19 protein-coding genes are annotated in these 19,902 nt (G+C 56.5%); 15 read left to right on the top strand and 4 right to left on the bottom strand.

From position 1 onward, the window contains the following. Positions 1 to 71 precede the first annotated feature (71 nt). Together glpK and AC1MEA_RS12585 are read right to left on the bottom strand one after the other, a co-directional pair. Positions 72 to 1,577 (bottom strand): glycerol kinase GlpK, encoded by a 1,506-nt coding sequence (gene glpK, locus AC1MEA_RS12580; RefSeq protein ID WP_219062057.1) that lies wholly within the window; start codon positions 1,575 to 1,577, stop codon positions 72 to 74. A gap of 30 nt (positions 1,578 to 1,607) precedes the next feature. Continuing rightward, on the bottom strand, positions 1,608 to 2,474 hold the full coding sequence (locus AC1MEA_RS12585; protein ID WP_480918028.1) for an MIP/aquaporin family protein: 867 nt from the start codon (positions 2,472 to 2,474) through the stop codon (positions 1,608 to 1,610). A 386-nt stretch (positions 2,475 to 2,860) separates the two neighbouring features. Between AC1MEA_RS12585 and ybaK the strand changes: the two genes are divergently transcribed. Together ybaK and AC1MEA_RS12595 are read left to right on the top strand one after the other, a co-directional pair. Continuing rightward, positions 2,861 to 3,331, top strand: a complete 471-nt coding sequence (gene ybaK, locus AC1MEA_RS12590; RefSeq protein WP_480918029.1) for a Cys-tRNA(Pro) deacylase — start codon at positions 2,861 to 2,863, stop codon at positions 3,329 to 3,331. A gap of 95 nt (positions 3,332 to 3,426) precedes the next feature. After that, entirely contained in the window at positions 3,427 to 4,209 is a 783-nt protein-coding gene (locus AC1MEA_RS12595; RefSeq protein WP_480918030.1) for a PhzF family phenazine biosynthesis protein, read from the top strand. Positions 4,210 to 4,225: 16 nt separating this feature from the next. Here AC1MEA_RS12595 and AC1MEA_RS12600 read toward each other — a convergent pair whose 3' ends face one another. Then, on the bottom strand, positions 4,226 to 5,290 hold the full coding sequence (locus AC1MEA_RS12600; protein WP_480918031.1) for an ABC transporter ATP-binding protein: 1,065 nt from the start codon (positions 5,288 to 5,290) through the stop codon (positions 4,226 to 4,228). Continuing rightward, positions 5,287 to 6,207, bottom strand: a complete 921-nt coding sequence (gene argF, locus AC1MEA_RS12605; RefSeq protein WP_322181438.1) for an ornithine carbamoyltransferase — start codon at positions 6,205 to 6,207, stop codon at positions 5,287 to 5,289. The genes AC1MEA_RS12600 and argF overlap by 4 nt, the downstream gene beginning before the upstream one ends. 332 nt (positions 6,208 to 6,539) lie before the next feature. Between argF and AC1MEA_RS12610 the strand changes: the two genes are divergently transcribed. The 13 genes from AC1MEA_RS12610 (at position 6,540) to AC1MEA_RS12670 (ending at position 19,886) form a co-directional block, all read left to right on the top strand. Further along, complete coding sequence (locus tag AC1MEA_RS12610) at positions 6,540 to 6,830, top strand: hypothetical protein (protein WP_219064185.1); 291 nt, start codon at positions 6,540 to 6,542, stop codon at positions 6,828 to 6,830. A 164-nt stretch (positions 6,831 to 6,994) separates the two neighbouring features. After that, on the top strand, positions 6,995 to 9,106 hold the full coding sequence (locus AC1MEA_RS12615; protein WP_480918032.1) for a molybdopterin oxidoreductase family protein: 2,112 nt from the start codon (positions 6,995 to 6,997) through the stop codon (positions 9,104 to 9,106). A 105-nt stretch (positions 9,107 to 9,211) separates the two neighbouring features. Further along, entirely contained in the window at positions 9,212 to 9,553 is a 342-nt protein-coding gene (gene grxD, locus AC1MEA_RS12620) for a Grx4 family monothiol glutaredoxin (protein ID WP_219064183.1), read from the top strand. Positions 9,554 to 10,101: 548 nt separating this feature from the next. Beyond that, positions 10,102 to 10,566: a hypothetical protein gene (locus AC1MEA_RS12625; RefSeq protein ID WP_480918033.1), complete on the top strand. Its 465-nt coding sequence runs from the start codon at positions 10,102 to 10,104 to the stop codon at positions 10,564 to 10,566. A gap of 171 nt (positions 10,567 to 10,737) precedes the next feature. Then, complete coding sequence (locus AC1MEA_RS12630; protein WP_480918034.1) at positions 10,738 to 11,271, top strand: hypothetical protein; 534 nt, start codon at positions 10,738 to 10,740, stop codon at positions 11,269 to 11,271. Positions 11,272 to 11,439: 168 nt separating this feature from the next. Next, positions 11,440 to 11,988: a hypothetical protein gene (locus tag AC1MEA_RS12635; RefSeq protein ID WP_480918035.1), complete on the top strand. Its 549-nt coding sequence runs from the start codon at positions 11,440 to 11,442 to the stop codon at positions 11,986 to 11,988. Between the two features lie 331 nt (positions 11,989 to 12,319). Beyond that, the gene (locus tag AC1MEA_RS12640) at positions 12,320 to 12,880 is read left to right on the top strand and encodes a helix-turn-helix domain-containing protein (RefSeq protein WP_480918036.1); all 561 of its coding nucleotides are present in this window, start codon (positions 12,320 to 12,322) and stop codon (positions 12,878 to 12,880) included. Positions 12,881 to 12,944: 64 nt separating this feature from the next. Next, positions 12,945 to 14,555: a type III secretion system outer membrane ring subunit SctC gene (gene sctC / locus AC1MEA_RS12645; RefSeq protein ID WP_480918037.1), complete on the top strand. Its 1,611-nt coding sequence runs from the start codon at positions 12,945 to 12,947 to the stop codon at positions 14,553 to 14,555. 1 nt (position 14,556) lies between these two features. Then, positions 14,557 to 15,648: a type III secretion system gatekeeper subunit SctW gene (gene sctW, locus AC1MEA_RS12650; RefSeq protein ID WP_480918038.1), complete on the top strand. Its 1,092-nt coding sequence runs from the start codon at positions 14,557 to 14,559 to the stop codon at positions 15,646 to 15,648. A 36-nt stretch (positions 15,649 to 15,684) separates the two neighbouring features. After that, complete coding sequence (locus AC1MEA_RS12655; RefSeq protein ID WP_480918039.1) at positions 15,685 to 17,739, top strand: EscV/YscV/HrcV family type III secretion system export apparatus protein; 2,055 nt, start codon at positions 15,685 to 15,687, stop codon at positions 17,737 to 17,739. A gap of 11 nt (positions 17,740 to 17,750) precedes the next feature. Then, positions 17,751 to 18,158, top strand: coding sequence for an InvB/SpaK family type III secretion system chaperone (locus AC1MEA_RS12660; protein ID WP_480918040.1), 408 nt, complete (start codon positions 17,751 to 17,753; stop codon positions 18,156 to 18,158). Beyond that, entirely contained in the window at positions 18,155 to 19,444 is a 1,290-nt protein-coding gene (gene sctN / locus AC1MEA_RS12665; protein WP_480918041.1) for a type III secretion system ATPase SctN, read from the top strand. Before AC1MEA_RS12660 ends, sctN begins: the two co-directional genes overlap by 4 nt. After that, positions 19,428 to 19,886 (top strand): hypothetical protein, encoded by a 459-nt coding sequence (locus AC1MEA_RS12670; RefSeq protein WP_480918042.1) that lies wholly within the window; start codon positions 19,428 to 19,430, stop codon positions 19,884 to 19,886. The genes sctN and AC1MEA_RS12670 overlap by 17 nt, the downstream gene beginning before the upstream one ends. Positions 19,887 to 19,902: the final 16 nt, after the last annotated feature.

Genomic DNA, 19,902 nt, shown 5'->3' on the forward strand with positions numbered 1-19,902 from the left:
TCATGCCGCAGCCCAATAGCGCTGTCAGCCGGAAACTCATACCGCTCCCCGCCCTTGCGGGCAGTCGTCGATCAGTTGCTTTCTTCGTGCGGTTCCCAATCGCGGGTGCGACTCACGGCTTTTTTCCAGCCGGCATAGAGTTTTTCTCTTTCCTCTTCGGCAAGCTGCGGTTCGAATTCGCGCTCGATCACCGCTTTGCTGCGCAACTCGTCCAGGCTGCCCCAGAAGCCGATGGCCAGCCCAGCGAGATAAGCGGCGCCCAGTGCAGTGGTTTCACGCATTTGCGGACGCTCGACCATCGTCCCGAGAATGTCGGCCTGGAACTGCATCAAAAAGTTGTTGGCCACAGCGCCACCGTCCACGCGCAAGGCTTTGAGGCGTTCGCCGGAGTCCTGCTGCATGGCGTCCAGCACGTCACGTGTCTGGTAGGCGATCGACTCAAGCGCGGCACGAATGATGTGGTCGACCTTGACCCCGCGGGTCAGGCCGAACAATGCGCCACGGGCATACGGGTCCCAGTACGGCGCGCCCAGCCCGGTAAAGGCGGGTACAAGGTAGACGCCATTGCTGTCCTTGACCTTGCCGGCGAAGTACTCGGTGTCCAGCGCGTCATTGATGAGTTTCAGTTCGTCTCGCAGCCACTGGATGGTGGATCCGCCGTTGAATACGGCGCCTTCAAGGGCATAAGCGACTTCGCCGCGTGGGCCGCAGGCGATGGTGGTCAGCATGCCGTGTTGCGACTTCACGGCTTTTTTTCCGGTATTCATCAACAGGAAGCAGCCGGTGCCGTAGGTGTTCTTCGCCTGACCGGGTTCGACGCACATCTGGCCGAACAAGGCCGCTTGCTGGTCTCCCGCAATACCCGCAATAGGAATGCCGCTTTTGCTGTGGCCGTAAACCTCTGAGGAGGAACGTACCTCGGGCAACATCTCGCGTGGAATATCCAGCACCTTCAGCATCTTTTCATCCCATTCCAGGGTATGAATATTGAAGAGCAGGGTGCGCGAGGCGTTGGTGTAGTCGGTGACGTGAACCTTGCCGCCAGTGAATTTCCAGATCAGCCAGGTATCAATGGTGCCGAACAGCAGCTCGCCTTTGCGTGCGCGTTCACGACTGCCTTCGACGTGATCGAGAATCCACTTGAGCTTGGTGCCTGAGAAGTAAGGGTCGGTGACCAGTCCTGTGGTGTCCTTGATGTAGTCTTCCAGGCCATCACGTTTGAGCTGCTGACAGATCTCGGTGCTGCGGCGGCATTGCCAGACAATCGCGTTGTAGATAGGGCGGCCGGTTTCTTTTTCCCACACGACCGTGGTTTCACGCTGATTGGTGATGCCAATGGCCGCAATCTGATCATGATGCAGATCAGCCTGGGCGAGCGCCTTGGTCATGCACGCGGTCTGGGTGGCGAAGATTTCCATAGGGTCATGTTCGACCCATCCCGCTTGCGGGTAATGCTGGACGAACTCGCTTTGCGCGGAACTGACCACGTTGGCATCGCGGTCGAAAATAATGGCGCGTGAACTGGTCGTACCCTGGTCAAGGGCAATGATGTAGTTCTTATTCTGTGTGTCAGTCATGTCGATTGCCTTGCACTGGATGGGTGAGGTTCAAGATGAAGCCTGAGCTTTGCTGCGCACGACGCTGGCGTCCTTCTGCTCTACAACAAGGGCGCTGGGCAGGTGGCGAGCGATCAGCCCGCGATAGCTTGCAGCACCCAGACAGGCGCCAAGGATTGGCGCGAAAATCGGGATCAGAAAATAGGGGATTTCACGGCCGCCGGTAAACGCCATCGGACCCCACCCCGCGAAGAATGTCATCAGTTTAGGACCGAAATCCCGTGCAGGGTTCATGGCAAACCCGGTCAGCGGGCCCATGGCGCTGCCAATCACGGCGATCAACAAGCCGATCAGCAACGGCGCCATTGGGCCTCGGGGTAAGCCGTTGTTGTCGTCGGTCAAGGACATGATCACGCACATGAGAATGGCGGTGATCACCACTTCAACCAAGAAGGCTTGCCCGGTGGATATCGCGGGATTGGGGTATGTGGAAAAGATTGAAGCCAGCTCAAGACTGGCTTGAGTCCCGCGAACCATGTGGTGCACGTGTTCGAATTCGAAGAACAGGCTGATGTAGAGCAGGTACACCAAAGCGGCCGCACAAAAGGCGCCGGCCACTTGGGCGAGAATATAGAACGGCAGCTTTCGCTTTTCAAAGTCACCGAAAATGCACAGCGCAATGCTCACGGCAGGATTGAGGTGTGCGCCGGATACGCCTGCGGTCAGGTAGATCGCCATGCTGACGCCAATGCCCCAGATGATGCTGATTTCCCACAGCCCAAAGCTGGCGCCAGCGACCTTGAGCGCTGCAACGCAACCGGTACCAAAAAAAATCAACAACGCGGTGCCCAGGAATTCAGCCAGGCATTGACCCGTCAGCGTCGGTTGTTGCAGGGGTTGCTGTATAGCCGTTGTCATGGAAGCCTCTTTTTTTGTTGTTCTGAAGCGCTGAAGGAAAGTCATCAGCGCTTATCTTTTTCCACATCAGAGAAGTCCCCGTCTCCGAGCAGCCAACGATCCTTAGTCACCACCAAACCGAAAATATTCGTTATCGAAAAAATATAGACAAGAAAGAATGCTGTCAAAGGTCGAAAGTGAACCGTAGGCCATAATCGGACCGCCAGTCTTTAGTTCGTTGCCCATTTCTATGTAGGAAACGTCTTATTGCTGCCCTTAAATTTATTTTTGGTATCAGCCATGACGGCGACATAGCTTGAATATCGCTGCCAATAAGGTGTTTTGGCTGGAGATGTCCTAAAGTAGGCGTTTTGATCTCAACGCCCTGCGACATCCCGGAGAGCTGCATGACCCCCGCATTGGATTTGTTGAAAAAAGTTCGCGCAGAGCACCGTGTGCACAGTTATGAACACGACCCGAAGGCGGCCTCTTATGGTCTGGAGGCTGCGGAGAAGCTTGGTCTGGAGCCTGCACAGGTGTTTAAAACCCTGTTGGCGGTGACTGAAAAAGGCGAATTGCTGGTGGCGGTGGTCCCGGTCGTCGGAAGTCTTGATCTAAAAGCGTTGGCGCATTCAGCGGGCGCCAAAAAAGTCGAAATGGCAGATCCCGCAGCCGCTCAGCGCGCCACAGGCTATTTATTGGGCGGCATTAGCCCGCTAGGGCAGAAGAAGAGGTTGCGTACCTTCATTGATCAATCGGCCCAGTCTTTCGCCACTGTCTTCGTCAGCGCCGGGCGCCGGGGCCTGGAGGTGGAGCTTTCGGCTGCTGTACTGGCGGAGCTCACCCAGGCAACGTTTTCCGGGATTGGTCGCGCTTAGCGCTCTGTATTGTCGATAACGACACGTTCTGTGACTGGCGGTGCATCCGGCAGACGCGCATGCTGGGGCAAATAATGTCAGGGACGGGCCAGCTCATGCAGCTTGAATTTCATCAGGTCGACGCCTTCAGTAACCGCCCGTTCAGTGGCAACCCGGCGATGGTCTATCGACTGGATGCCTGGCTAGCGGATGAGTTGATGCAGCGAATCGCTGCCGAGCACAATCTGGCGGAAACCGCGTTTCTGGTCCGCGAAGCTCAGGGTTGGCACATCCGCTGGTTTACTCCGACCATGGAAGTCCCGCTGTGTGGTCACGCCACCCTGGCCAGCGCTTACGTGTTATTCGAGGTCTACAAAGAGCCGGTCGAGCGGATAGATTTTATTGGCAAGTCCGGTGTCATGAGCGTCACCCGCGAAAACGATCGGTTGTTGCTGGACTTTCCGGCCCTGGTGCCTCACGAAGTGGGAGTGACTGTCGAGCTTCAGCGCGCGCTGGGCATCGATATCGTCGATGTGTTGGGCTCGACCGAGTTGCTGGTGGTTCTGGAGTCCGAACAAGCGGTGCGCGACTGCACGCCCGATATGGCTGCGTTGGCGCGTTTACCGTGGCCAGGCGTTATCGTCACTGCCATGGGCACCCAGCATGATTTTGTCTCCCGCTACTTCGCACCGGCTATCGGTATCCCCGAAGACCCTGTGACCGGCTCGACCCACTGCTGCCTGATTCCCTATTGGTCGAAGCGTCTTGGCAAACAAGGGCTGACCGCCTACCAATGCTCGACCCGTGGCGGCGAGCTGTTCTGTCGACTGGAGGGGGAGCGCGTCAAAATCGGTGGGCATGCAACCTTGGTGGCGAGCGGGAAGCTATTGCTCGGTTGATGCCCCGGTAGAGGAGTTAGATTTGCCTGAGACTGCCGGCTGCCTGGAACAGCACCAGGTGATCAGCCGCCACACGAATCCCGACCTCATCGCCCGCGCGATAGTCAGCGTGACTGGGGAAAATCGCCTCCAGTTGGCTGCCTGTTGGCATTTGCAGTCGATACAGTGTCGAGGCGCCCTGAAAGGTTTTGCTCACAACGAGCGCCTTGAGCGGGCTGTCTGGCGCGTAGACGATGTCGTCTGGCCTTAGCAGCACGTCCACGGCGCTGCCGGTCGCCCAAACGTAGGCGCGATTGCCACGTAACAGACCCAACTCGGTCTGCACCGATTCCGGACTGACGAGTTGCCCTCGGATGAAATAGCCCTTACCGATAAAGCTGGCGACGAAGGGGGTCAGCGGTTCGTGATAGAGGTTGTAGGGCGTATCCCACTGCTCAAGGCGTCCTTCTTTGAAGACGCCGACGTGATCGCTGACAGCAAAGGCTTCTTCCTGATCGTGAGTCACCAGAATTGCGCTGGTGCCACGTACCTTGAGGATCTCGCGGACTTCATGACTGAGGCGCCGCCGCAGCTCACCGTCGAGGTTGGAAAACGGCTCATCCAGCAACAGCAGCTGAGGCTCCGGTGCCAAGGCTCGAGCCAGTGCGACACGCTGTTGTTGGCCGCCTGACAACTCATGCGGGTAACGTTTGCCCAGCGTGCCGAGGTTGACCAGTTCGAGCAGTTCGTCGGTGACCTGCTTGAGGCGGGGGTGTTTGCGAATGCCGAAGCCGATGTTTTCCGCGACACTCAGGTGCGGAAACAGCGCGTAGTCCTGAAAGACCATGCCGATCCGGCGCTTCTCGGGCGCGAGGGTGAAGCCTGGGCGCGAGATCACTTCGCCGGCCAGCGTGATTTCACCTTCATACACCGGCTCAAACCCGGCGATGGCACGCAGTGTGGTGGTCTTGCCGCACCCCGAGGAGCCCAGCAAGCAGCCAATATCGCCGGTATTGAGGTGCAGGTTTAGGTCCTGCACCACCCGTTGATCCTGATAGCCACACGCCAGATTGCGCAGATTCAGCAGTAAAGGCTGGCTCATGCGTGGTGGTAGGCCGGCTCGACCAGAAATTCAAGCAGTGCTTTTTGCGCGTGCAGACGGTTTTCGGCTTGATCCCAGGCCACAGCCCGAGGGTCGTCGAGCAGATCGAGGCTGATTTCTTCACCGCGGTGAGCGGGCAGACAATGCATGAACAGGACGTCTTCGGCGGCCAGATCAAGCAACTCGCGCGTCACCTGGAAGGGGGCGAACAAGGCCAACCGCTTGGCGGTTTCCTCTTCCTGGCCCATTGAGGTCCAGACATCGGTGCTGACCAGATGTGCGCCCGCCACGGCTAGCCGAGGGTCTCGAACGACGCTGACCCTGTCACCGGCCAGTGCGAGGAATTCGGCATTGGGCTCGTAACCTTCTGGGCAGGCGACACGTAGCTGAAAATCGAACTGGATCGCGGCTTCTATATAGCTGTTACACATGTTGTTGCCATCGCCGATCCACGCCACGGTTTTGCCCTGAATCGAACCGCGATGTTCGAGAAAGGTTTGCATGTCCGCCAGCAGCTGGCAGGGGTGCAGGTCATCGGAAAGGCCGTTGATCACAGGCACGCGGGAGTTGGCGGCAAACTCCGTCAGGTTGCTGTGGGCGAACGTCCGGATCATCACCGCATCGACCATGCGCGACATGACTTTGGCGCAGTCGCTGATCGGTTCGCCTCGACCCAGTTGGGTGTCGCGGGGCGACAAAAAGATCGCCTGACCACCCAGCTGGATCATTCCGGCTTCGAACGATATGCGCGTGCGCGTCGAGGATTTCTCGAAAATCATGCCGAGAACCCGGTTTTTCAGTGGCTCGAAGAGTACGCCGCGGTTACGCAGGTCCTTCAGCTCTATGCCGCGACGAATCACGCTGACTAGCTCTTCTGGCGTGTAATCCATCATCGAGAGAAAGTGCCTTGCGCTCATCATTAACTACCTTTTTGCAACAGACCGCAGATACTCAAAGCCGGGTTTTATCAGGAAAACGGGCGAGACCTGCGGCGAAAGCCGCACGGGGCGACGAATAGGGAAAGGCGCGATGTTATAAGCAAATGTCGCGTATTGCCAATAGCTCGCTGACTTCTGGAAAGACAGAAGCATTTGTACACTGGGGTCCAAGACCTTGGCAATTAATGTCGATCATGTAACAGTTCCATAACATTACTGTCTGCCCCGGCCCTGAGCGGGCTGGTTGAGCATTTCATAAATGTCGAGGCTGAGGTATAAATAGCAATTGCTCATCACAGGAGCCGCGGGGAATGGATTCTAAAGAACAGCAGCTTACGGAATTACTCGGACTGACGGCACGTACTCTGACGCACCTCACCGCGTCGATAACGTCCATGTCATTCGAGTTGCTGCGTAGCAACGATGAGATTACCCGGTCGGCGGGGCGGCGCATGATTGACCGCATGGCGACCATCAGCGTGGGCCTCGATGATCATTGGCGCCTGATCGGCGAACTGACCGGCGTTCATGTCGCTCAGGAGCAGATCGAAACCGTCGATGAGTTGCAAATGCAGCACAAGTCAGTCACGCCGATAACCTGATGCTGCGGATCAACTGACGCGCATCGGCACACCTGCGCGGGCCGTATCGGCCCGCTTGATGCCCCCCGATTCACAAGACGAACCTCTCTGGCGTACTCGCCCCTCAACCGCCATAGTTTTGTTTCCGCTGCCGTAAGGTGGCCCAAAACAAAATGAGGCTGGCAATGACCAAGACCCTCCACCACCGTGCCTGCCACCTGTGTGAAGCCATTTGCGGGCTGACCATCGAGACCACGACCCAAGAGGGTGCCGGGGCCCGGATCACGTCGATCAAGGGCGATGCTCTGGACAGCTTCAGTCGGGGTCACATCTGCCCAAAGGCGGTGGCGCTGCAAGATATCCAGAACGATCCTGACCGCCTGCGCCAGCCGATGCTCAGAGTGGGCAGCGAATGGCAGCCTATCGAGTGGCAAGCCGCGTTTGACCTGGTCGCAGACCGTCTGTTCGCCCTGCAACAGCGTCATGGGCAAAATGCGGTGGCGGTCTATCAAGGCAACCCCAGCGTGCACAACTACGGGCTGATGACCCACAGCAACTATTTCCTGGGGTTGCTGAAAACCCGCAATCGATTTTCTGCGACGTCCGTGGACCAGCTGCCTCATCATTTGAGCAGCCATTTGATGTACGGGCACGGTCTGTTGCTGCCCATTCCCGACATTGATCACACCGATTTCATGTTGATTCTTGGCGGCAACCCGCTGGCGTCGAACGGCAGCATCATGACGGTCCCCGATGTTGAAAAACGCCTTAAAGCGATTCAGGCACGCGGCGGCAAGGTGGTGGTGGTTGATCCTCGTCGCAGCGAAACGGCGGCGATTGCCGATCAACATATTTTCGTGCGGCCCGGAGGGGATGCGGCGTTGTTGTTTGGCATGCTCAATACCCTGTTCGAAGAGTGCCTTACGCGTGACAGTCATCTGCCGGTGGATGGGCTGGATGAGGTGCGCCAGGCTATCGCGCAGCTGAATGCTGAAGCCATGAGCCCGCGTTGTGGCGTGCCGGCGGAGCAGATTCGCCAGCTGGCGCGTGACTTCGCCGGTGCTGATAAAGCGGTGTGTTATGGGCGAATGGGGATTTCCACACAGTCCTTTGGCACGCTCTGCCATTGGCTGGTGCAACTGATCAATTTGGTCACAGGCAACCTGGACCGTGTCGGTGGCGCGCTGTGTACCGAGCCAGCGGTAGATCTGGTCAGCTCGACCTCGGGCGGGCATTTCAATCGCTGGCAGAGCCGGGTTTCGGGTCTGCCGGAATACGCGGGCGAGCTACCGGTTTCTGCCTTGGCTGAAGAAATATTAAGCGAAGGGGAAGGGCAGGTCCGCGCGCTGATCACGGTTGCCGGCAATCCGGTGCTCTCGACCCCTAACGGGCGCAAGCTGGAGCAGGCGCTGGACGGCCTGGAATTCATGCTTAGCATCGACTTGTACATCAACGAAACCACGCGCTATGCCGACCTGATTCTGCCATCGACCTCTGCGCTGGAAAACGATCATTACGACACCACGTTCAATATGTTTGCGGTGCGCAATGTCACGCGATTCAATCGTGCGATTCTCGAAAAGCCCCAAGGTGCGTTGCACGATTGGGAGATTTTCGTCGGCCTGGCCCAGGCATTTGCCGCAAAGGCTGGGCGCGAGTTGAAGCCGACAATCCCGCCAGCACGCATGATTGACCTGGGTTTGCGCGCCGGGCTGTACGGCGATGCGACTGAACACAAACTCTCGTTGGAGACGTTGCGCGATCATCCGCATGGGTTGGATCTGGGGGCGCTCAAACCCAACCTTCAATCGCGTCTGAAGACGGCCAATCAGCGGATCCAGGCGGCACCCGCTGTGATCCTTGCCGATCTGGCGCGGTTCTCTGCAATGCAGGTGCCTCAACAAGCAGGAGAGCTGCTGCTGATTGGCCGTCGCCATGTGCGCAGCAATAATTCATGGATGCATAATTATCACCGGTTGGTGAAAGGCAAGCCGCGTCATCAGTTACTGATGCACCCGGATGATCTGTCCAGCCGCGGGCTGACTGACGGGCAATGGGTTCGGGTCAGTTCGCGGGTCGGGGTGGTCGAGGTGCAAGTCCTGGGCAGTGTCGAGATGATGCCGGGAGTGGTCAGCCTGCCTCATGGGTGGGGCCATGCGCGCCCAGGGGTGCACATGAGCATCGCCAGCGAGCAGCCGGGCGTTAGCGCCAACGACCTGACGGATGAGCACCGACTGGACGCACTGTCAGGCAACGCCGTACTGAACGGGGTGCCGGTGCATGTGGCGGCGGCGTAAGTAACCCGTCGGCGGTTGAGTAGAGCCCGAGCGCAGTGCTCGGGATTCCGTTACAATGCGCCACCGTGCCGACATCTGAGTCGGAAAGTTTAGCCGAGGTGCTCCATGGATATCATCGAAACTATTAAAGAGCAGATTGCCAGCAACACCATTCTGCTTTACATGAAAGGCTCTCCGAATGCCCCGCAGTGCGGCTTTTCGGCGAAAGCTTCCCAGGCATTGATGGCGTGTGGCGAGAAGTTCGCTTACGTCGACATCCTGCAGAACCCGGAAATTCGCGCCAACCTGCCTAAATATGCCAATTGGCCGACGTTCCCACAGCTGTGGGTCGGTGGTGAACTGGTCGGCGGCAGCGATATCATCACTGAGCTGTTTGCCAGTGGTGAGCTGCAAACGCAGGTCAAAGAAGCGACCGCCAAAGCAGCGGCTGATAAAGCCGACGCTTGATTGCAGTTGTCAGCCTGCCCGGTTCACGGCAGGTCTGCCTGGGAGTGGCTTGAAACGGTGTAGCTGATGCGCCGTTTTCAACCAACAGGCATGAAAAAGCCCCGCTCTCAACGTGAGATGCGGGGCTTTTTTCGTTTTTTTGGGCTGTGCGCCTGGCCCTTGAGCGAAATGTGTAAATGACCGTCTGAAAATGATTAGAGAATCACGCCCCCCCTATACAGGAAGTGCGTGGCGATGCTCTTGTTTAGCAATTTTATTTCTTATAGTCCCTGCGACGGGGCGGTCGCCGCCGCGCCCACTGTGGAGTTTCTAGAGGGCTATGTCGCGAAATGCCTTTACTGCGTCAGCAATCGGGAACCGAGAGGGGTCTATCCATTCGCAGCCCAGTGGCAACGACAGATTGCTGAAGAGCTGGCCCCTCGCTATGTGCATGCGATCTGCAAGCGTCCAACGGGCAGGCCGAATATCGCAAATTCAGGCGTCGCTTTCTACTCGCTCCCTGTCGAGGATAGCGCCCCGGCGCCATTGAATTCCATAGGAGATACCACATGAAAGTTAACGCGGGTACCTACATTCGAGCGCATGTTTTTCGCAGTTCTGAGGCGGCGGTTTCGCTGGCGACGAAAAATCCCGCCAAACACCTTTCATTCGCCAAGGCATTAATCGCGGCCAAAAATTCCCAGGTCAGTTCTGCCAGGATCAACGCCGTGAATAAGTTGATCATTAACGAGTTAAAGGGGCCGGAGCTGCTTAAGTATGTAGATTCATGCCAGCGAACCCGACTCTCGCGCACCGTATTATCAAAAAGTGAATCTTTGATCGTTGAGCGGTTTAAAAATCAGCCGGCATGCGAACTCAAGATACACTGGCTAACAAACAAACAGGCTAGATATATAAAACTGGAATGGGAACTCGTATCGCTTGCAAAGCAAAGTAACCGCTCCGTCATCCTGACGCCAGTGCCAGTGCCAGTGCCAGTGCCAGTGCCAGTGCCAGCGGCTCCAGATCGTTGAGCGAATTATAAAAATGCGTTCCTGTAAATGATCAGAGAATCATGCCTCTCGATAAAGGAAGTACGTGGCGATGCTCGGGTTCAGCAGTTTTATTTCTTACTGCCGCAGCGACGTTCTACTCGCCGGCGAGGATAACAACCCTGAGTCATTCTATTTAGCAGGAGATAACACATGAATATCGGTACACGCTTTCATGCCTACATTTGTCACAGTGCCACGGCAGCCGTCAAATTGGCGCAGATAAATCCCGCCAAGTATTTTCCATTCGCTGAAAAGCTGATCTTGGCGAAAAACAGCCACATTGAGTCCTCTCTGAGCAGAGCCAATACTGAGTTCAAGCGATGCCAGCTAGGGGCTAGCGAGCTCTGTGAGGTTGGAAATATACAAAAGGGAAGCCTGGGTTCGAGTGCAGGAGCTTCAAGATCCGCGTCTTCATTAATGGACCGGTATCAGGATCATTGGGAATGTCAGAACGAGGTAAATCGCCTCAATGCTAAACAGGGAAAATATAGCGGTCTGGCTGAGTCCCTCGCTGCTGTCGGCGGCAGGAGCCTTGGTCTATCAGCCCAAGTAAAAACCTCGGAGTTTTGGGGGCCAGAGCGCCGCAGTGAAGTTGTAAGGCATGTGACGTGGAAGGACGAGGGGGACGTGGCAAATCACCAAAAGGAGTATATGTCCGTCAAAAACTGGAAATTTGACTCTTAACTCTTAATCACTAGCCGCACAGCGTCGTCTGTGCGGCTAACCTCAACAACCTGCACGCTTGATTCAAGAGCACACTTATCTCAATGACTTGTTGAAATTGATCAGCATCGCGCCCCTCAGTAAAAAGAGGTTAACGGCCCGCAGCATCCTATTAGCAGGAGTTGACACATGAGTATCGGTCTAGCCATTCGAGTCTTGGTCTGTCGCAGTGCTAGGGCGGCAGTCTCTCTGGCGGAGAAAAACCCTGCCAAATACTTTTCATTCGCCAACCGTCTGATTTTGGCAAAAAATGCTCAGGTTGAGTCTTCTCTGGTCAAGGCGATGTCAACGTTGGAATATTACAAGTCGACCTCGGGCGAGCTGCACCAGCTAATTACCTTAGCCGGTGGGGGCGTGGGCTCAAGCGCTACCGCCTCCCGAGCCGCTTCTCTGTCAGTGGATTGGCTGCAGGGTCAAATGCAATGTAAACGTACGCTCCATCGCCTGGACGCCCAGTGGGTAAAATATGATGGGCTGGCCAAGGCGCTTGTTAATATTGGTAAAGCAAATCAGATACCAAGCCTTGCACTACCTATGGTCCCGGCTTCCGGTAACTGTCCAAATGACTTGACGCGCAATCAACCGGTCGACTTCATAACCCTTGGGGTGAATGAACACGATTACGCCTCTGGCCAATACTCCGACTGCGACTCCAGCGACAGCCGTACCTGGGAATAAACATCAAGCCGCACAGCACCGTCTGTGCGGCTCGCCGCAACAATCTGCAGTGCGCCGTCAGTATCTCATCAAGATTGTATTTCCCCGACTCTTCATCATCCGTATCCCTTGAAGCAACCTTATTGTGGGTGCGTCGGATATGCCTATTGATCAAGCGCCAATGCCTGGTCTCACGTTGGAATACTGTTCTCGTCAGTCACAACTAACGTCGAAGGTTATCGCCATCTCGGTGGGCGACCAGCCGTTATGCGTGGCTGATCGTGATCAGGCGCAGCCACAGGTATACCCGCCCGGATGGCAGGGCCTGTTGGCATTTCGCACGGGTGTCACGGTGATCGAAGGCAACGCGCGAATACTGCCATTGATGCTGGCTGGTCTGGTGAAGCTGCAAATGTTCATCGACCAGGCGATGCCGTCTTCGGTGATTCAGGCGTGTCAGTCGCTGGCGTCATTGGTGGTGCCCCCTGACTCGCTGAGCTGCGATAAGGCGCTGGAACACTGGTATATCGCCCGAACGTTATCCGGTGAGCCCGATGCTCAGGTCTTTGCTGGCCTGCTGCGGCAAGGCGAGAACTACCGCCTCGTGCACTTCTTATTGATGCAAGGAGCTTCCAGCGAGAAGTTGGGTGATTTGGCTCGCCGCTACGGGGTATCAGTTTCGCATTTTCGCCGTCTCTGCCACCACGCTCTTGGCGGCGCTGCCAAATCCGAGATGCGGGAATGGCGTACAGCGCAGGCACTGCTGGCCATGACCAAGGGCAAGCAATCTTTGACAGATGTCGCGCTGGAGTTCGGTTTTGCCTCTTCTTCGCACTTTTCCAAAGAAATACGGAAGTTGGTGGGTGTGAAACCCAGCAGCCTGATCGATATCACTCGTCTTTCGAGCAAATGATTCAATGATTTCCAAAAGTCGCTTTTCTACTTTCACGCTGTGGTTGGTTTGCAGCGTTATACCGATGACTGTGATTGCCGCCCCGGCACAAAAAGGCCAGGGGTATATGGCTCGCCAGGAAAGTTTGCGCACGTTCTTCGACGCTCTTTCCGCCCCACTAGGCAAACCGATAGTCGTTAGCAAGGCTGTTGCGCGTAAAACGATTACTGGAGATTTTTCTCTGCAACAGCCGCAGCGCACGCTTGAGCAGATCACCCGGCAGATGGGGTTGATTCGTTATGACGATGGCCAGACCGTCTACTTGTACGACGCTGCAGAGGCAAAAAGCACGGTCATTGCGCTGAACACCATTACCGTCGACAAACTTCAGAGCTTTCTTCGCCGTTCAGGATTGCTGGATGCGCGCTATCCGTTGCGCACCGATGGCCTGCGCACCTTCTACATCTCGGGTCCGCCGATTTACGTCGATCTAGTGATGCAAGCAGCGCAATTCATGGACAACCAAAGCTCCGACCTGCAACTGGGACAGCAGCGCATCGGCGTGATTCGCCTGCAAAACACCTTCGTCGGTGACCGCAAATATGAAATGCGCGACGAAAGCGTCACCGTGCCGGGCATGGCGACAGTTATCGAGGCGTTGCTACGGGGCGAGAAACGCAGTGTCGACACGAGCGTAAGTAGGGTGGGGGCGTCAGGAAGTCCGATGGCGATGCCAGATTTTCCACTGCAGGGCCTCAGCGCTGCGTCGAGTGGTGCTACCGGCAACGAATCAACAGCGATTGCCCGAGAGTTGGGTGCCGGCAACATTCGTGTTGTGGCCTACCCGGACACTAACAGCTTGCTGGTCAAGGGGCTGCCGGACCAGGTGCGCTTCATCGAAAACCTGGCCTTCGCCCTGGACGAAGCCAAACGTCACGTCGAATTATCGCTGTGGATCATTGATCTGCAAAAAGACGACCTCAACCAATTGGGGGTCAATTGGCAGGGGGCTGTCAAGGTGGGTAGCCAGTTCTCGGCATCCCTCAATGGCGGGACGTCAGCCACTACCCTTGATGGTGCTTCTTTTATGGCGCAGGTGATGGCGCTGGAACGTAACAATCGCGCCAACGTGGTTTCCCGGCCGATTATCCTGACTCAGGAAAACGTGCCGGCTATCTTCGATAACAACCGCACGTTCTACGCGCAATTAATTGGCGATCATGCCGTCGATTTGCAGCACGTCACTTACGGCACCATGGTCAGTGTTTTGCCGCGCTTTACCCTGGGCGATCAAATTGAAATGTCGTTGAGTATCGAAGACGGCAGCGAGGTTGATGCAGCCACTATTGATCGCGCAAACAATGAAGCCGGTACATTGCCCACCGTAGGTCGTACAAGAATCAGCACTGTGGCCCGCGTTCCCCAAGGCAAAAGCCTGTTGGTGGGTGGTTTTACCCGCGACGAAAGCGGCGAACAAATTGGCCGCATACCCCTGCTCGGTTCCATTCCTTATGTGGGTCGTCTGTTCAGCTATCGCCAGACACGCAAGGCCAACACAGTTCGCGTATTCCTGATTCAGCCGAGAGAAATCGTGAGCCCCATGGAAGTGGATGCTCGTACGCTCGCTATCAAGGCCAGTGACTTTGGCATGCACGATGCGACTGATCGAGCTGTTCTCAAAGCGATCGAGCGCTGATATGGCGATCATCGGTCCGACTACGCGCCCGCCTATGTTAGTGCTCCAGGACACCTCCAAAGTCGATCCTGGTCCGCAGGCGGTTGAGGACGCTGGCGACGATGCATCGCCCGCGGGTGCGCTTCAGCGCTTCGTCCAGAGCAGTGACGAAATGTCCGCCGCACTGACTCAGTTTCGCAATCGGCGCAACTTTGAAGTTAACACCGAGACCCTCGCCGGCGGCTTTGAAAAGATCCTCGACGATGACGCAGTGCCCAAAGCGAAACAGATCCTTGCACTGGCTAAGTCTGGCGATCGTTCGGTCGAATGGTTGTTGCAAATGGCCCGCGGGATGTTTCCTGACGATAGCGATCTGGTACTGGTCCTGCGTGAGTTGCTGCGCCAGAAACAGCTACCTGAAGCGGCCCGGCAGCGTCTGGAAAAAATCCTGCAAACGGTGATCGACCAAGCGCCGCCCAAACGCCTGAAAGCTGGAATCAACAGCGCGCTCAAAAGCCGGTTGTTCGGCAAGACCCTCGGCCTGCGCGCAACGTTGATGCGTGAAACCTACCGCTCATTTCTGGAGGCTGAAGAAGGCCCTGTTGAATGTTATGCGGACTGGGTGTCGCTTTACGGCCAGCAGCACCGGGCAACAGTGTTGGCATTTATCGAGGCAGCCCTGCTCACGGATATCGACGCGCAGGACCCCAGTTGTTCACGTAGCGAATTTGGCGAGTTGCTGAGCAAGTTGACCCAACTCAAACAGCTGCGTTCCGCTGATGAATCGTTCATCAAGACACTTTTGCTTGATGAGCTGATCCGTCGCCACGACCGCGAGGAATCGGACCTGTTGGTGTTTTTGTTCGGGCTGTTGCGTTATCCGGATGAGCTTGACCAGCTGTTGCACGGCACGTTCGGTGAAACCGTACTGCTGATCACCCACGGCGAGCGCTCGAGGGTGTTGCAGGTCATGCGCAAGGCTTGCCTGGCCCTGCCTGCGGAGCTGTTTCCCGATCTCGAAGCGCTGCAGCGATTGGCTGAGAGCTTCACGCAGTTGGCCGATATCGCTTTCGCGCACGAGACCATCGAGCGGCGAGCTACCCCGGATTCTTGAGTGCTCCTTAACGTTTTCCCGATTCGGAACTACCCCATGTTCAATACACTTTTGCGGAACGTGACGTCGCGCCCGGAGCTGCTGATTCTGACGCTCATGGTGACGATTATCGCCATGCTGATTATTCCGTTACCAACCTGGTTGGTAGACTTTCTGATCGGTCTGAACATCGTTATCTCACTGCTGGTCTTTATGGGATCGTTCTATATCGAACGCATCCTGAACTTCTCGACATTTCCGTCAGTGCTGCTCATCACGACCTTGTTTCGGTTAGCGCTGTCGATTAGCACCAGCCGTTTGATTCTGACGCAAGCGGACGCCGGCGACATCATTGCGTCGTTCGGTGATTTCGTCATCGGCGACAGCCTGATTGTTGGCTTCGTGATCTTTTCCATCGTGACCATCGTCCAGTTCATCGTCATCACCAAAGGTTCGGAACGGGTCGCCGAAGTCGCCGCGCGTTTCTCTCTGGATGGCATGCCAGGCAAGCAGATGAGTATCGACGGCGACCTCAAGGCCGGCGTTATCGACGCCACTCAAGCGCGGGAGCGACGCAGCACTCTGGAGCGTGAAAGCCAATTGTATGGCTCGTTCGACGGCGCCATGAAGTTCATCAAGGGTGATGCAATCGCCGGCATCATCATTATTTTCGTCAACTTTATTGGCGGTATCGCAATTGGTGTCGGCCAGTTGGGCATGGACATGCCCACAGCGTTGCAAACCTACACGATGCTGACCATTGGTGATGGCCTGGTGGCACAGATTCCGGCGTTGCTGATTGCAATCGGTGCCGGTTTCATCGTCACCAGGGTCAACGGCGATGAGGCAAACCTGGGGCGCAACATCATCACTCAGATGCTCGGCAACCCCTTCGTGGTAGGTGTCACTGCCGTATTGGCGTTAGCGGTCGGCGTGCTGCCGGGCTTTCCTTTAATGACGTTCGTGATCCTGTCCTTATCGTTAGGAATGCTGCTTTTCATGCGCCACCGGTCCAAGACCAAGCAGGCGGGGACTGGCGGCCATGGTCAATTGGTGGTCGGAGAGGGCGAACCGGCTAGCGGAGAACTGGGCTTGATCGAAAATATCGACGACCTGGCGACCGAGACCGTACCACTGATGTTGCTGGTGCCAGCCTCGCGTCTCGAAGAGCTGAACAACGCACGCATCGCCGAGCGGTTCCGCAGCCAATTTTTTATTGATTACGGGATTCGCATTCCCGAGCCGCAATTACGCGGTAGTGATGCCCTTGCGGAGCACCAGGTTGCAGTGCTGATCAACGAGGTGCGTGCCGATCAGTTCGACATTCATTTCGGTCGTTTACGTATTCTCAACTATGCAGCTGAGCTGGCAGGCATTGGCCTGGAAATCAGTTCAGGGCTCGACAGCAATAAGCAAGAAAGCCACTGGGGCAGTAGCTCCGACCAGGAAAAGCTGGAGGATCTGGGATACCAGTTGCGCCCGGCCTACGACGAATTTTACCGCTGTCTAGTGACACTGCTGGCGCGCAACGTCCACGAATTCTTCGGCGTGCAGGAAACCAAAACACTGCTCGACGAGATGGAGGGGCGGTATCCCGACTTGCTCAAAGAAGTCTACCGGCATGCCACGGTGCAAAAAGTCGCCGAGGTCTTGCAGCGTCTACTGGGCGAGCGGATTTCGGTACGCAATATGAAGTTGATCCTTGAGTCGCTGGCGCACTGGGCTTCGCGTGAAAAAGACGTAATTGCTTTGGTCGAACACGTCCGGGGCAGCCTGGCACGCTATATCAGCAACAAGTTTGCCAGTGGCAACGATCTGCGCGTGTTACTGCTCTCGGCCGAGTTCGAAGAGGTGGTGCGCAAAGGCATACGGCAGACCTCAGGCGGCAACTTTTTAAACCTCGAACCGGCCGATTCCGAAGAACTCATCGATCGTTTGGCCGTGGGCATGGACAGTTTGTACATCCCCCAGAAAGACATCGTGATCCTGTCGTCAGTGGATGTGCGCCGCTACATCAAGAAACTCATCGAAGGCCGCTTCCGCGAGTTGGACGTCATTTCGTTCGGTGAAGTCTCCGAAACCATTTCAGTACATGTCATCAAGACACTCTAAGAGGGACGCAGATGCAACACATAGATATTGCAGACTTGCTCCGTGGCGCCTTATTGAGCCGGGGTTGCAGTCGCGAACAAGTGGGGGATTTCGATGGCCACAGTCCCATCGAGCTGGAGCTGAACGACCTGCCGAACCTCAACGTCGAGCACATAGATGAGGACATATGGCTGTGGAGTGCAGTGAGTCAGTCGAGTACCTCGATGCTTCATCACTGCGCACCGGATTTACTGCAACTTTTGCTGCAGCACTGCGACTTTGCTCGCACTGGGCAAATGCAAATCGCTGAGGCTAATAACGGGCTCGAGTTGCGCGTCATGCTCAGTGCTCAGGCGGTTTCCAGCGTAGAAGCTCTCGCGGATGCACTGGACGGGTTTCTGGAAAATGCACTGCGCTTACAAGGCATTGTTTGCCAATGAACATGTTTACCCTGCAAAGACGCGGGGCACACCCATTGCGCGTTAGCGGGCCGCTGATCGAGGCTGCGTTATCGGATGTGGTCATTGGTGAGGTCTGCGAAGTTCGCAGGCATTGGCGTGACTCGCAATGCACCGCCAGGGCCCTGGTAATCGGCTTTAAACCGGGTGCGGTGCTGCTCAGTCTGCTGGGTGACGCTCATGGATTATCACGGGAGTCATTGCTGTTGCCCACCGGGGCGGTGCTCGAGCTGCATTGCAGCGCGGCGATGTTGGGCAGCGTCATCAATCCGCATGGCGAAACTGTCGAGCGCCTGGCGCCTTCGACGGGTGTCGGCGGTGCAGACTACAAGGTCGATGCGGCACCTCCCGGTTATCACCAGCGACGCCCCGTTGATCAGCCGCTGACCACCGGTGTGCGAACTATCGATGGCTTGCTGACCTGCGGTGTTGGTCAGCGTGTGGGTATTTTCGCCGCCGCGGGATCGGGCAAAACCTCGTTGATCAATATGTTGATCAACCACACGCAGGCCGATGTATTCGTAATCGGCCTCATTGGTGAGCGGGGACGTGAAGTTACCGAGTTCGTTGAGTCGTTACGTAGTTCGCCCAAGCGCTCGCGCTGTGTTGTGGTTTACGCGACCGCGGATTTCTCTTCGATAGACCGCTGCAATGCGGCGCTACAGGCCACCTCGATCGCCGAATACTTTCGCGATCAGGGTCAACAGGTGGTGCTGTTCATCGACTCCATCACCCGCTATGCCCGCGCTCGGCGCGATTTGGCCTTGGCCGCCGGAGAGGCTGCTGCGCGGCGCGGTTATCCAGCCTCGGTATTTGATGCATTGCCGCGGCTGCTTGAGCGTCCGGGCGTGACAGTCGACGGCAGCATTACGGCGTTCTACACCGTCTTGCTGGAAAGTGACGACGAGCCGGACCCGATTGCCGAAGAAATACGCTCGATTCTGGACGGGCATATTTACCTGAGCCGCAAACTTGCAGCCAAAAGTCATTTTCCTGCCATCGACGTCTTGCGTAGTGCTAGTCGGGTTGCCCGGCAAGTTACTGGGCCGGATGCGCAGCGCTTGGCCTCCGATACGCGTGAGTTGATGTCACGTCTTGAAGAATTGCAGGTGTTTGTCGATCTGGGCGAATACAGCCCAGGCAATCACCGCGCCAACGACCACGCCATGGAGCGCCGCGATGCGCTTAGTGATTGGCTTCGTCAGTCGATGGATGAGCCGTCCGACCCGGCCCTTACTCTGGAAAGCCTGCATGAACTCCTTGCCTGATATAGCCCGTCTTTTGCGGTTGAGTAACCATCGCCAGCAACGTTGCGAACAGACGTTGCAGCAGGCGCAAAACCGTCTGTTGCCGGTTGCGGGTGAACTGTCTGGGATGGCTATTGAACAGGAGCAGTTACAGCAGTTGATGCTCACTCAGAGAGCTGCGGCCTGCGTGTTGAGCCACCCTGAACTGATGGCATTGCTGCGTCGCCAGGCGTTATTGCGACGCAAGCTGCACAACATTGCGCTGGAGCGCGCGCGCCTCAACGAACAGCGCTCGCGGATGGAACGTGAGGTTCAGGTCCAGCAGCAGGCAAGACAACTGTTACTGCGTAAACACGTGAAATTCACTGGCTTGCATCAACGCCTGTCCCGCGAGCATGGACAACGTTTGCTGCGCCGTGAAGAAACCGAGATCGAAGAATTATCGAGGGTCCGACATGAGTAATATCCCGGCAATATCC

The organism is Pseudomonas sp. ASL8 (assembly GCF_056680355.1).